Here is a 13,590-nt window from a genome sequence, read left to right as displayed (position 1 = left end):
TTTTTTTAGACATAAAAAAATGGTAACCCGCCGTTACCATTTTTTATAAAATTATCATTTTTCTACTGGGAATGATTTCAAATCCGTCGCTATTTCTGTATTAGAAAACAACTCTCTAGCCTCTTTCAATAATTCCTTATATGTATCTCCTTGATAGCGAGAACTAATGTGAGTTAATATTAGTCGCTTCGCATTTGCCTGAAGTGCAATGCTCGCAGCTTGCTTAGATGTAGAATGAAAATAATCATACGCTTGTTGCTCATCTTCTGCTGCGAAAGTCGCTTCATGGACAAGTACATCTGCATCTTGCGCAAGCTCCCTACTCGCTTCGCAATATCGCGTATCACCTAAGATAGTAATAATTCTTCCTTTTTGAGGTGGGCCGATAAACTCATTTCCATTTAATATCGTGCCATCCTCTAATTCAACTGCTTCACCATCTTTTAAACGTTTAAAGATTGGACCTGGTTTCACACCCATCTCAAGCAACTTATCAACTAAAAGAGCACCTTGTATATCTTTCTCTACAATACGATATCCAAAACATTCTATACCGTGTGACAATCTTTTCGTTTCTACATAAAATTCATTATCTTCAAATACGGTACCTTCTTCTGTTATCTCCACAACTTCAAGTGGATATTTCACATGTGTCGTACTTACCGATAATGCCACTTCAATAAATTGTTTAATTCCTTTCGGTCCATACACCGTTAAAGGCGTAGTTCCTCCTTGAAATGAACGGCTACCTAATAAACCAGGCAATCCAAAAATATGATCGCCATGTAAATGCGTAATAAATATTTTTTCAATGCGGCGCGGACGTACAGATGTATGTAATATTTGATGTTGCGTGGCCTCGCCACAATCAAATAACCAAGTTTGTCCTCGTTCTTCTAACAATTGTAAAGCAATTGCTGAAACGTTCCTTCCTTTTGAAGGAACACCTGCACCAGTTCCTAAAAATACAAATTCCACTTTCTTTCCTCCAGCTCTAAATATACTCTATCTCTCATCTTACGGAATGTTATTTCAAATGGCAAATTGAATTTACATAACCAATCATCTAGACAACTATATAACACGAACATTATACTTAAAAAATTTAGCTATCGTTCGTGTTTTATGGTAAAATGATTATACTACATTTTAAGGGAGCGTTTTATTATGAAAGAAGTATTTCGTTTACAAACTGATTTTTCATCTTCATTTGATCGCTGGGTAAGTTCTTTCGTGTCTGATCACCCAGCACAATTAGAATGGACAACTTTAAAGGAATTAATCCATGAATATACAACATCACATACAAATGATACGTTACCAGCATATATTTCTTCAGCTTTAACATATTACGCCCAACGTGTTTCAACTACAAACAGTTCAGAGATTGTTATTTTTGAAAACCCTACAATCTCGTAATCTATAAATAAAAAAGCACTGGTTACAGTGCTTTTTTATTTATACTTATTTAGTAAATCGTCATATTCCGTCCAAAAGTTTGTATACATCCTTTGATCAAACTCATCTAAAATTATCTTGTCACTTGATTTATTAAATAATTCTTTTGCTTGTAGTGCAAAAGAAACAATTTGTCTTCTATATTCATTTTCATTCAATTCTATATGAAGTCCTTCATAGTATATAGCCTTTTGATCAGTAGAAATAACTTTGACAAAGTCCTTTAAAATCACGTTTTTACCTATATGGTTTATAGTCCAATGAATTGAAATTGGGCATCCTAACATTAGCATAGTGCCACATCCGTGCAAAATAAGCCCCTCTTCATTTTCAATATCACAAATATATTCTTTATCTAAAGTTCGTAACAAAGCTAAAGCTGATTCACTTATTCCCCATTCCTCATCCATACCTGCCTGCGTAATAATCGTTCCAGCCATATTTAAATATATTTCTCCATGAGAACATAAATCTTCCTGCTCATTAAACAACCATTTTTGATTCTCAATATTTATAATAAAATTTTGTGGTACCATTACAAATTCCCCTTTTATAAAAATATTTATTTTCCATATTATTTATAATCAATATCATGCATTTCATCCCATATATCTATTATAAATCCATTTAATATTTTAAAAACACAGATAAAAAAGATATTGACACTAAGATTTTACAGTGCTAACATCAACATGTAATTGAATATGGTCTCTGTTAGGTGAGGCTCCTGTATAGAGAAACGCTGCTGCCCAAAAATGTCGAGAGACGCCAATGGGTCAACAGGAAAGGTCGGAATGAAGGCCTTTTTTAACGTAGCTGGTTTCAGTACCTATGCTATACAGTGCTAAAACTCAACGAGGGAGAGGTGCATGTATTTTGTCATACACAAAAACTGTTTTTATTTATATCTACTAACAGTCTTTGTTGTGGACTCTTTTAACTGCGAATTCAGACCTTTACTCGTTTTGAGTAAAGGTCTTTTTACGTCTATATGCACCTTACTATGAAACAAACATAGCATATTCAGAAACTACTAAATTGTACGGAGGTGAGGAACAGTTGGCAATTGATGATTCGGCCCAGATACCCATACGTTTTACATTCATATTTCATCATGTAGGTAGGAAAGAAACTGTTCCTCACCATTTCAAATAGTTAGGTAACAGATTGTTTCCTCCTTCATGACAGAGGAGGAACTACCGATGTTTAATTTACAAAGACAAGAAACAAAGCATGCTTATGAGCAAGATAGCATGAAAACAAATAACGAATTATTAGTGGAGGTTGCAACACAAGATGTAAGCTCTGCGTTAAAACTTTTAGAAACAACACAAGATGGATTATCTAAACAAGAAGCGTCTCGTAGACTTTCTTTATATGGTCCGAATGAAATAGCTCATAATAAAATGGCGCCGTGGTACATTCAATTTCTATTGGCATTTAAAAATCCATTTATTTTCGTTTTATTAGCTCTTGGAGCACTCTCCTTTTTCACAGATGATATGCAAGGAACGATTGTCGTATCTGTAATGGTCCTACTTAGTGCAACGATTCGGTTCTCCCAAGAATTTCGTTCTCAAAAAGCTGCCGATAAGTTAAAAGCTATGGTTCGAACAACTGCGAGCGTATTTAGAATAAATGGATTTGTACATGAAACAAAAAATGTAAAGAATTTAAACCGAAATTACACAACAGAAATTCCAATTGAGGAACTTGTACCTGGCGATATTATTTCCCTTTCAGCTGGTGATATCGTTCCAGCTGATGTGCGTGTTGTATCCGCTAAAGATTTATTTGTTAATCAATCTTCTTTGACAGGGGAAGCACTTCCTGTAGAAAAATACGAACACTGCTACCATACAGAAAATAAGCATATCTTACCGAAAAACATGAAAAAAAATTACAATCCACTCGATATGGAAAACCTTTGTTTCATGGGAACAAATATTGTAAGTGGCAGCGCAAAAGCTGTTGTCATCTCAACAAGTACCGATACGTATTTCGGCTCTTTAGCAAATAAGGTAATTGGAAAGCGTGTAGAAACAAGCTTTGATAAAGGTGTAAACAAAGTAAGCTGGCTCTTAATTACATTCATGCTTATTATGGCACCTATTGTCCTTCTCATTAATGGATTCACAAAAGGAGATTGGCAAGAAGCTTTCTTCTTCGCTATTGCCGTTGCTGTTGGCCTTACACCTGAAATGTTACCAATGATTGTAACTGCTAATTTAGCTAAAGGTGCCGTTAACATGTCTAAACAAAAAGTAATTGTAAAACAGCTAAATTCTATTCAAAACTTAGGTGCTATGAACATTCTTTGTACAGATAAAACCGGAACTTTAACAGAAGATAAAGTGGTCCTTGTTCGTCACTTAGATCCCAAGGGAAATGAATGCAATCGCGTCTTGCAATTTGCCTATTTAAATAGTTTCTATCAAACTGGATTGAAAAATTTAATAGATAAAGCTGTTATTAAGCATACAGAGGAAAACAATAAATTTAATCCATCAGCTTTTCAAAAGCTAGATGAAATTCCATTCGATTTCGCCCGCCGGCGTATGTCAGTTATCGTAAAGGATATTTCAGGTGAACATACAATGGTTTGTAAAGGTGCCGTAGAAGAAATTTTATCAATTTGTAACTACACTGAAGTGGATGAAAAAATCGTTCCACTCACCGAGGAAATACGTTCAAATGTCAAAAAACTAAGTGAGACACTAAATAGTGAAGGTATGCGGGTTATTGCTGTGGCTTATAAAAAAGATAGAAGAATAAATGATACAGAGTACGCAGTAAAAGACGAAACTGATATGATTCTCAGTGGATATATCGGCTTTTTAGATCCACCGAAACCATCTGCAGCAGCTGCAATTCAAGCATTACAAAAACATGGTGTACAAGTGAAAATTTTAACTGGCGATAACGAAATTGTTACAAGAAAGGTTTGTAAAGAAGTTGGATTAGATATCGGCGAACCAATCCTCGGTTACGAGATTGATTCTTTACCAGATAAAGCATTAGCAAAACTTGCTGAAGAAACGACTGTATTTGCGAAGCTTAATCCAATGCAAAAATCTCGTATTATACACGCATTACAAGGAAATGGACACACTGTAGGTTACATGGGAGACGGCATTAACGATGCTGTAGCATTACGTGAAGCTGATGTCGGAATATCTGTTAATACTGCTACTGATATTGCGAAAGAAGCTTCCGATATTATTCTACTCGAAAAAAGTTTAACTATATTAGAAGCAGGTATTTTAGAAGGACGTACTACATTCGGAAATATTTTAAAATATATTAAGATGACAGCTAGCTCTAACTTCGGTAATGTGTTTAGCGTGTTAGTAGCAAGTGCTTTCATTCCTTTTTTACCGATGCTTGCCATTCATCTTTTAATTCAAAACTTACTTTATGATATTTCACAACTTTCTATTCCATGGGACAAAATGGATAAAGAGTTTCTAGAAAAACCACGAAAATGGGATACTGCAAACTTACGAAGCTTCATTATTTGTATCGGCCCAATTAGTTCCGTATTTGATATTATCACATACGTAGTCATGTGGAATGTATTTGGTGCAAATACACCGAGCGAGCAATCATTATTCCAGTCCGGTTGGTTTGTCGTTGGATTGTTAACACAAACTTTAATTGTTCACATGATAAGAACACAAAAGATTCCATTTATTCAAAGCACTGCATCAACACCAGTCGTTTTATTAACCGCTCTTATTATGGCAATCGGGATTTATATTCCATTCTCACCACTTGGTGCAGCCGTTGGTTTGCAAGCATTGCCACTTAACTACTTCCCTTGGTTAGTAGGAATACTATTAGGCTACGCTTTTTTAACACAGTTCCTAAAAAAGCTTTATATTAAAAAGTTTCATAGCTGGTTGTAAAAATAAGAATGAGTGGATATTCCCCGCTCATTCTAAAAAACATAACACATATTTATATATGGAGGTGACCATGATGGTATGGTACGACATTGTATTCAGATTAGTTATCGCAATTATTGTAGGAGCTTGCATTGGAATGGAAAGACAATGGAGACACCGAATGGCTGGGTTACGGACAAATGCTCTCGTATCACTTGGTACCTGTATAATAGGAAAGGTGTCATGATTTTACTACTTCATGACACCTTCTACATAAATTTATTTTCTAACTTTTGTTGAAACGACTTCTCTTGCTTACGTAGTAGTTGACTACCTCGTTGTAAAATCGGTGTTCCATACTTATCATTAATTTGATCAATGACAGCAAGTAGTGGTTCTTTTTTCGCATCCTCTTCAAATGAAAACAAATCTAATTGTTTCACCGATTCTGTCTTCCACTCTATTTCAGTAGCTGTAACACCTAGTAAACGAACGGAATCACCATCCCAATGTTGCTTCCATAAACGGGATGCTGCTTGAAAAATATCGCGTTCTTCCCAAATTGCATTTTTCAATTGCTTACTCCGTGTTACTGTTCGCCTATCATGGTATTTAATCATAATTTGAATATTATAGCTGACAAGGGTTCGCTTTTGTAATCTTTTACTCACTGATTTTGATAAACGTTCTAACATATCAAGCAATTCTTTCTCTTCATCCATATCCTTTGAAAAAGTCATCGAGTTACCGACACTTTTATGTTGGCCCATTTGACTCGGATCCACTTCCCTATCATCCGTACCTTTTGCACGCTTTTGTAAATCAATACCGTGCTTCCCAATTTTAGCGCGAATGATATGCTCGTCTCCCTTCGCTAACTGTTCAATTGTATGTATATGAATTTCATTTAATTTTTCAGCTGTTTTTTCTCCAATCCCATGCATTGCTTCAACTGGAAGTGTCCAAATCATTTCTGGAATATCACGTTTTCGAAGTACGGTAATACCGAGAGGTTTTTTCATATCAGAAGCTGTTTTTGCTAGGAAAAGATTTGGAGCAATTCCGATACTACACGGAAGCTGCAACTCTGTTAATAGTGCTTGTTGAATCATCTTTGCTATTTCAAGAGGCGAACCAAGTGCGTAGCAATCTGTAATATCTAAATATCCTTCATCTATTGAGACTGGTTGTATCTTTTCTGTAAAACGGGAAAGGACTTGAAACATTTGAAATGAAGCTTCGCGATATAATGTGAAATTAGGACGCCTTACAACTAATTGCGGGCATAACCTTTTCGCTTCCCAAAGGGGCATCGTCGTACGTATTCCGTATTCTCTCGCCTCATAACTACATGTTATAATAATTCCTTTTCTCTCTTTTTCATTTCCAGCAACCGCTAATGGCTTTCCTTGTAATGATGGATCATGAGCAATTTCAACAGATGCGAAAAAGCAATTCATATCTACATGTAAAATAACACGACCATTTTTCGGATACATTTCTCGCATAGTACTCACTCCCTAATCAGAACATTCGTTCTTTCATTATATCAAATTTTGCACAATAGTTATAATAATTACTTGTTCTTTTTTATAATCGATATAAAGAGGATATATATGTGAAAGGGTCTGATTATGATGAGATCAACTAATAAAGTGAAACTTTAATCAGCCTCACCAATCGGGTTTTTGCGGGCAGCAGGGCCCCCACTTAACTTCTTTACTTTCGCAGAATTTTGAGGTAGGGAGCTTACTGTCCGGCAAATAGCGGGATAAACTCAACTATACATTCCTTGTAGTTATATTAATCATTGCAATTAATTATTTACTACTTCCGATTTTCAATATGAATACGTTAGGATTATTCCTTCGTCTAGTACATGTAGCAACAACGTATATACTTCCATAGGTTTTCTTATATTGGCTTATACGTCTTGTCAAAGCAATCGAATCAAAATAAAAAGCGTGTAAATCACAATTGATTTACACGCTTTTTCTATTTCATTACTTCGCTACTTCTTCAATAATTGCAACAACTAATTCTGCTGTTTTTGCTAATTCTTCAACAGGAATCTTCTCGTTTGTTGTATGAATTTCTTCATAACCAACTGCTAAGTTAACTGTTGGGATACCATGTCCTGCAATTACGTTTGCATCACTTCCGCCACCACTTTGGTGAAGAGAAGGTGTACGACCAATTTTTTCAGCTGCACGTTTTGCAACTTCTACAACGTGATCGCCATCAGCAAATTTAAATCCTGGGTACATAACGTTTACTTCAACGTCTGCATGCCCGCCCATTTCTTTTGCAGTTGTTTCAAATGCTTCTTTCATTTTCGCAACTTGTGCTTCCATTTTCTCATTGATTAAAGAACGAGCTTCTGCAAAGATTTGTACATGATCGCAAACGATATTCGTTTGTGTACCACCTTCAAAACGTCCAATATTTGCAGTCGTTTCAGAGTCAATGCGACCAAGTGGCATCTTCGCAATTGCTTTCGCTGCGATAGTAATTGCAGATACACCTTTCTCCGGCGCTACACCAGCGTGAGCTGTTTTTCCACGAATAATTGCGTTCACTTTCGCTTGTGTTGGAGCTGCAACAACGATTTCACCAACTTTTCCATCGCTATCTAATGCGTAGCCATATTTCGCTGTAATACGCTCACGGTCTAATGCTTTTGCACCAACAAGACCTGATTCTTCTCCGACTGTAATAATAAATTCAATTTTACCATGAGGGATATTTTTCTCTTTTAAAACACGGATTGCTTCGAACATTGATGCTAATCCAGCTTTATCATCCGCACCTAAAATTGTTGTACCATCTGATACGATATATCCATCTTTAATAGAAGGCTTAATTCCATTACCAGGAACTACTGTATCCATATGAGAAGTAAAGTAAATTGTATCAACACCATCTTTTGTTGCTGGTAAAGTACAAATTAAGTTACCTGCACCATGACCAGTTACAGCCATTGTGTCATCTTCAAATACTTCTACACCTAAATCTGTAAATTTCTTCGTTAATACTTTGCAGATTTCTGCTTCAAATTTCGTTTCAGAATCTACTTGTACTAATTCCATAAATTCATTTACTAAACGTTCTTGATTAATCATAAGACTGCGCCTCCTGCACTACCATTATGTATGTAACACTATTAATTATAACAGAATTTCGCAAAAGTTTCGAAATACAAGACAAAAAACAGATGGTTTACATGTCTAGATAACCATCTGCTTTCTATTACTCATTTAACAATACCCAGCGCATATGATCTTCCCACACGCCATTTACCATTAACATCTTCCTAGACACGCCTTCATATTGAAAACCTATCTTTGTTACTACTTGTATAGATGCTAAATTACGAGGCATAATCGGAGCTTCTATACGATGTAACTGAAATTCCCCAAAAGCAACTTGAATTGCTTTTCTAAGCGCTTCTGTCGTATACCCTTTGTTTAACTCTGCTTTATCTAATTTATAACTGAGTACACAAGATTGATAAATGCCACGAACGATTAAATTAAATGAAATACACCCAATTATTTTCGTATCATCACCCTTTTTAAAAATCCATAGTCTGATGATTTTCCCTTCTTCGAACTCTTTTCTATCCTTTTGCAACTTTTTCTTTTGATAATCTAGCGTAAAAAAATCATCCGGTCTATACTCTTCCCAAGCTTTTAAAAATTCACGATTTCTGTCGTAATATTGAAGAACTGTTTCAGCATACGACTCATCAATTTCCCTTAAGTATAAACGATCTGTTTCGTATATTTTCATCATCGTATCTCCATTCTTCAGCTTGCCCAACTAAAAATTAACAATATACCCTTTTACTATATTCTCTACACACTCTCAAATTTCCTGTTATATTTTGCAATCCCCTCCCGAATTTTGTCCTCACTCTCCCCTTGTCCATAATTTCATTTCTCGTTACAATGAAATTGTACTGATTTGCAAGGAGGTATAACGATGCATAAAAAAGCTCAAAAAGTTATGGTTTATGTGATGCTAATTTCTATGCTTGTAACAACATTACTTGCTGGCGCGAGTATGTTTTGGTAAAAAGGGCGATGTGTTCGTCCTTTTTTTACTTTTTACACATAACAAAATAAACCATCTCGACATCGAGATGGTTTATTTTATATAAAACACAATCGCTACAATACTAAAGGAAAATGACATTACAAGTGCTATTACAAAACTTGTATATTGTTTCTGCTGAAATGCCCCAATAACAAAAGTGAGATTAAGTAATGCCATACATACAATCGCTACAAGATAAGAACATATATTAAAAGTTGCCAATATGAATGTAATAACAAATAGAAATCCCATAAAAAACTGCATATACGAAAGTTTTGGATTCAAGTACATATGAGCAACCCCTTTATCTAATTTTATCTTTCTATACTCTCATTAACGCACGGTTATGTACACATGTCAAGACAACTTATTATAATAGAAAAAGCCAACCTTTTCGTTGGCTTTTTCATATGCAACGGCTCCTTTTTCTTTTGCCAATTGCTGAAATGATTTTTTCGATTTCACAATCCATACTTTCGTTCCAATTGGAATGCGATCAAACAAATATTCCACATCGTTTTTCTTCATTCTTATACACCCTTGTGAAATATACTTTCCAATTGAACTCGGTTGGTTTGTTCCATGTATTCCATATTTACTTCCATCAGTTCCTCTTGCATTAAATCCAATCCACCTTGACCCAAGTGGATTTTTTGGCGATCCACCTGGAATATCCTTCGCAATGTAATACGGATCCTTTGCTTTCATTACAACATCAAAATTTCCTTCTGGAGTTAATTCATTCGTTTTCCCTGTCGCTACTGGAAAAACCTTTTGAATCTTTCCATCGTCAATGTAAGCTAATTTATTCGTTGCTTTATTTACAATAATAAAAGGATCTCCGGCACGTGGATTATCCCCAAGAGGCCAAATCGGCGATAAAGAAAGACATAATATGATAGAGAGAAGATACGGCATAGATAATTCCTACCTTCTATATAAGTTCTTTTATATTATCCTTTCCCTTAAAGCGACTTTTAATGAGTAAATATTGTTCCATTTCATACACAAGTTGAACAAGTTTCGCACGTATCTCAAATTCTTCGCGTGTAGCTGGCAATGGCATGTCTCTAAATAATTCCCTCATTTCTTGAAGCTGCCTTAAGGAAATAACGCCAGTACTCTCAGGGCTAATAGCATTACCAATGTTTTCAACAACATCTGCAATCATGTCAGCTTGTTCATATGTCCACGATAAAGAAGCTGCTAGTGGTATCATTCGCTCTAAAATTTCGAATTGTTGCATACGCATATTAAAATAACGATAGTAATAATCATCTTCTCGCATAAATGCATTCTCAAGTTTTTTAAACGATAAATCTCTTGCTTCATTTAACATATTCTCGGTTTCAATGAGTTCTGCTCCACTCCAACTACTTTCTCGATTTCGTAAATACACAACCATTTCAAACAAAATCGTTTTAAAATTATTCTCTATTTTATCCTGATACTCTTTTAGCTTATTTTCACTACTCGGCATATACATATTTACTAATAACGCCACGCTAATCCCTATCGTTAATATAGCAATTTCATTTCCAACTATAAGCCATGTAATTTGCTTCAATGAATATAGATGCATAACAATAACTGAACTCGTGACAATACCTTCTTGAATTTTAAGCATTACTGCAGTCGGAATAAATGTAAGTAACAATATGCTAATTGCAAGTGGTGTATAGCCAATCGTTTCAAAAATACAAAACGCGAATGCCATTGATAATACACACGCTAGAAAACGATGTAACGACACTTGAAGTGATTTGCGCTTCGTATTTTGTACACATAAAATAACTAAAATGCCTGCTGAACTATAAAATTCTAACCCTAATAACTGAGCAATAAAAACTGCCGCACCTGTCCCTATTGCTGTTTTTACTGTACGATATCCAATTTTAAACATATCATTACTCCTATATGTATAAACGTATTTACAGCTAGTATAAAAAAAGGATGACACAATGTCATCCTTTTCTACTTATTATTCACATAACCTTTTCATATTACAATATTTTTTGTAAAAATTGTTGCGCACGTTCACTTTTCGGCGCTGCAAAAAATTCTTCTGGCGCACTATCTTCTACAAGCTTTCCTCCGTCCAAGAAAAGAACACGATCTGCCACTTCTTTTGCAAAGCCCATTTCATGTGTAACGATAGCCATCGTCATTCCTGTCGTAACTAACGATTTCATAACTTCTAACACTTCTTTCACCATCTCTGGATCTAGCGCCGATGTCGGTTCATCAAATAACATAACTTCCGGTTCCATCGCTAACGCTCTTGCAATTGCTACACGTTGCTTTTGTCCTCCCGAAAGACGATTTGGATACGTATCTTTTTTATCTACTAATCCAACCTTTTCTAAAAGTTTCTCAGCTTTCTTTTCAGCTTCTTGCTTCGTTACCCCTTTTACATTGATAGGAGCATACGTAATATTTTCTAATACAGTCATATGAGGAAATAAGTGAAAATGCTGAAATACCATACCGACATTTTCACGAACATGCATAACATTCGTTTTCGGATTCGTTACTTCTTCCGTCCCAATCCAAATGTGACCATCCGTTGGTGCTTCTAACATATTCATACAACGTAAAAATGTTGATTTTCCTGATCCAGAAGGCCCTATAATTGCGACTACTTCCCCTTTTTCAATTGTTGTTGTAATTCCTTTTAATACTTCGTTTTTACCAAATGATTTATGAAGGTTTTCAATTTTAATCACTTTTCTTCATTCTCCCTTCAATTGCCTTCCCGACTAATGTAAGAATAATGACTAACATATAATAAATCAGTCCAACAAAAAGTAATGGTTCAAGATATTTAAATGTCTCACCGCCTACAATGTAAGCACGACGCATTAAATCAGTCGCGCCTATTACTGTTACTACAGCCGATTCTTTCGTAAGTGTCGCAAATTCGTTCACAAGCGCTGGTAATATATTTTTTAATGCTTGAGGGAAAATAATATTTCTCATCATTTTTCCGTACGGTATCCCTAAAGCCATTGCTGCTTCTGTTTGTCCTTTATCAACCGCTTGAATACCAGCACGAATTACTTCTGACATGTATGCACCTGAATTCAAGCTAAATGCAAGTACAGCAGCTAAGAATGCTGGTATTTCATAACCAATTATTTGTGGGACGCCGAAATAAATAATCATTAATTGCAATACAAGGGGTGTACCACGAAAAATTGATGTATAAAAATCTGCTGCTATATTTAATGCTCGTATTCTAGCAATTTTACAAAGTGCTAATAGCGTTCCTAAAATAAATCCTGCTAAAGCTGATACTGCTACAATTTTCAAAGTAACTTCTAAACCTTTTAGTATATATGGTATCGAAGGCGTAATCGCCGAAAAATCTAAGTTCATTCTTTTCATTCCCCTCACAGAAAAGTGAAAGGCAGCTTATTTTCCGCTGCCAAACCATTTCTTCACTAATTTATCCATTTCTCCATTTTCTTGCATTTTTTTAATTACTTTATTAAATTCAGCTGTTTTATCACTGTTTTTCGGAAGGGCAATTGCTGCTCCAACTTCTTCTGGTGCTTCTTTAATTTCAATTCCTTGTAAATCTTTCATTTTCTCTAAATAATTTTTAGCAACTGTATCTTCTATAATTGCAGCGTCAAAACGACCAGCTTTAATTTCTTGTACGATTTCTGGTATACGGTCACGTCCCTCAACTTGGAAATCTACTTGTTTTTTAAATTCTGCAGCTTTCTCTTCTTGAATAGACCCTGTTTGTACCCCTACTTTTTTCCCTTTTAAATCCTCTACAGATTTAATGTTAGAATCCTTTTTAGAAACGACCATATTTTTCGCAACAAAATAAATATCTGTAAAATCAACATTATTTTTACGCTCTGCAGTTGGCGTCATACCTGCCATTACGAAATCAACTTTTCCTGAACTAAGAGATGCTAATAAACCACCAAAATCCATATCTTTCACTTTCACTTCATACCCAAGTTCTTTTCCGATATATTTAGCAACATCAACATCAAAGCCAATAATTTCATCGCTCTTTGACGCATCTACATATTCATAAGGTTTATAATCTGCTGAAGTTCCCATTACGAGTACTTTTTTATTTCCTTTTGTTTCTTTCGATTCCCCATTACTACAAGCGCTGAATATA

General features: G+C 35.2%; 14 protein-coding genes, 1 pseudogene and 1 riboswitch. Of the genes and pseudogenes, 4 read left to right on the top strand and 11 right to left on the bottom strand.

Annotation, left to right across the window (positions count from 1 at the left end):
• Positions 1 to 54: 54 nt before the first annotated feature.
• The gene (gene rnz, locus ACQGS6_RS14780; RefSeq protein WP_000397453.1) at positions 55 to 978 is read right to left on the bottom strand and encodes a ribonuclease Z; all 924 of its coding nucleotides are present in this window, start codon (positions 976 to 978) and stop codon (positions 55 to 57) included.
• A gap of 189 nt (positions 979 to 1,167) precedes the next feature.
• On the opposite strand from rnz, the gene ACQGS6_RS14775 reads away from it, so the two are divergent.
• Complete coding sequence (locus ACQGS6_RS14775) at positions 1,168 to 1,419, top strand: DUF3932 family protein (RefSeq protein WP_000665709.1); 252 nt, start codon at positions 1,168 to 1,170, stop codon at positions 1,417 to 1,419.
• Between the two features lie 35 nt (positions 1,420 to 1,454).
• Here ACQGS6_RS14775 and ACQGS6_RS14770 read toward each other — a convergent pair whose 3' ends face one another.
• A complete protein-coding gene (locus tag ACQGS6_RS14770) occupies positions 1,455 to 1,994 on the bottom strand; it encodes a hypothetical protein (RefSeq protein WP_000249056.1) in 540 nt (179 codons plus the stop codon).
• A gap of 167 nt (positions 1,995 to 2,161) precedes the next feature.
• A riboswitch (M-box (ykoK) riboswitch) is annotated at positions 2,162 to 2,329 on the top strand.
• Positions 2,330 to 2,660: 331 nt separating this feature from the next.
• Here ACQGS6_RS14770 and mgtA point away from each other — a divergent pair.
• Together mgtA and ACQGS6_RS14760 are read left to right on the top strand one after the other, a co-directional pair.
• Positions 2,661 to 5,366, top strand: coding sequence for a magnesium-translocating P-type ATPase (gene mgtA, locus ACQGS6_RS14765; RefSeq protein ID WP_000482689.1), 2,706 nt, complete (start codon positions 2,661 to 2,663; stop codon positions 5,364 to 5,366).
• 73 nt (positions 5,367 to 5,439) lie between these two features.
• Positions 5,440 to 5,574 (top strand): annotated as a pseudogene (locus ACQGS6_RS14760) (MgtC/SapB family protein); the annotation flags it as partial.
• A gap of 40 nt (positions 5,575 to 5,614) precedes the next feature.
• Here ACQGS6_RS14760 and ACQGS6_RS14755 read toward each other — a convergent pair.
• The 3 genes from ACQGS6_RS14755 to ACQGS6_RS14745 all read right to left on the bottom strand — a co-directional run bounded on the left by ACQGS6_RS14755 (position 5,615) and on the right by ACQGS6_RS14745 (position 9,140).
• Positions 5,615 to 6,853, bottom strand: coding sequence for a DNA polymerase IV (locus ACQGS6_RS14755; RefSeq protein WP_001208860.1), 1,239 nt, complete (start codon positions 6,851 to 6,853; stop codon positions 5,615 to 5,617).
• Between the two features lie 495 nt (positions 6,854 to 7,348).
• Positions 7,349 to 8,467: a tripeptidase T gene (locus tag ACQGS6_RS14750; protein WP_000609803.1), complete on the bottom strand. Its 1,119-nt coding sequence runs from the start codon at positions 8,465 to 8,467 to the stop codon at positions 7,349 to 7,351.
• Between the two features lie 127 nt (positions 8,468 to 8,594).
• On the bottom strand, positions 8,595 to 9,140 hold the full coding sequence (locus ACQGS6_RS14745; RefSeq protein ID WP_001987197.1) for a GNAT family N-acetyltransferase: 546 nt from the start codon (positions 9,138 to 9,140) through the stop codon (positions 8,595 to 8,597).
• A 189-nt stretch (positions 9,141 to 9,329) separates the two neighbouring features.
• Between ACQGS6_RS14745 and prli42 the strand changes: the two genes are divergently transcribed.
• The gene (gene prli42, locus ACQGS6_RS14740) at positions 9,330 to 9,422 is read left to right on the top strand and encodes a stressosome-associated protein Prli42 (RefSeq protein WP_000549040.1); all 93 of its coding nucleotides are present in this window, start codon (positions 9,330 to 9,332) and stop codon (positions 9,420 to 9,422) included.
• 72 nt (positions 9,423 to 9,494) lie between these two features.
• Here the strand turns inward: prli42 and ACQGS6_RS14735 are convergent, their stop codons facing one another.
• The 6 genes from ACQGS6_RS14735 to ACQGS6_RS14710 all read right to left on the bottom strand — a co-directional run bounded on the left by ACQGS6_RS14735 (position 9,495) and on the right by ACQGS6_RS14710 (position 13,589).
• Positions 9,495 to 9,734: a DUF3894 domain-containing protein gene (locus ACQGS6_RS14735; protein ID WP_000281167.1), complete on the bottom strand. Its 240-nt coding sequence runs from the start codon at positions 9,732 to 9,734 to the stop codon at positions 9,495 to 9,497.
• Positions 9,735 to 9,800: 66 nt separating this feature from the next.
• A complete protein-coding gene (locus tag ACQGS6_RS14730; RefSeq protein WP_001146563.1) occupies positions 9,801 to 10,361 on the bottom strand; it encodes a L,D-transpeptidase in 561 nt (186 codons plus the stop codon).
• Between the two features lie 16 nt (positions 10,362 to 10,377).
• Positions 10,378 to 11,346: an aromatic acid exporter family protein gene (locus tag ACQGS6_RS14725; protein ID WP_000472665.1), complete on the bottom strand. Its 969-nt coding sequence runs from the start codon at positions 11,344 to 11,346 to the stop codon at positions 10,378 to 10,380.
• Positions 11,347 to 11,446: 100 nt separating this feature from the next.
• The gene (locus ACQGS6_RS14720) at positions 11,447 to 12,169 is read right to left on the bottom strand and encodes an amino acid ABC transporter ATP-binding protein (RefSeq protein WP_000590202.1); all 723 of its coding nucleotides are present in this window, start codon (positions 12,167 to 12,169) and stop codon (positions 11,447 to 11,449) included.
• Complete coding sequence (locus ACQGS6_RS14715; RefSeq protein WP_001046915.1) at positions 12,162 to 12,821, bottom strand: amino acid ABC transporter permease; 660 nt, start codon at positions 12,819 to 12,821, stop codon at positions 12,162 to 12,164. Before ACQGS6_RS14715 ends, ACQGS6_RS14720 begins: the two co-directional genes overlap by 8 nt.
• 36 nt (positions 12,822 to 12,857) lie before the next feature.
• Positions 12,858 to 13,589, bottom strand: a complete 732-nt coding sequence (locus ACQGS6_RS14710) for a transporter substrate-binding domain-containing protein (protein WP_426965251.1) — start codon at positions 13,587 to 13,589, stop codon at positions 12,858 to 12,860.
• Position 13,590 lies beyond the last annotated feature (1 nt).

This window comes from Bacillus sp. GMs2/2, from assembly GCF_050172095.1.
GTDB lineage: Bacteria > Bacillota > Bacilli > Bacillales > Bacillaceae_G > Bacillus_A > Bacillus_A cereus.
The sequence above is the reverse complement of the archived record's forward strand: the minus strand, read 5'-3'. Positions and strand labels throughout refer to the sequence as shown.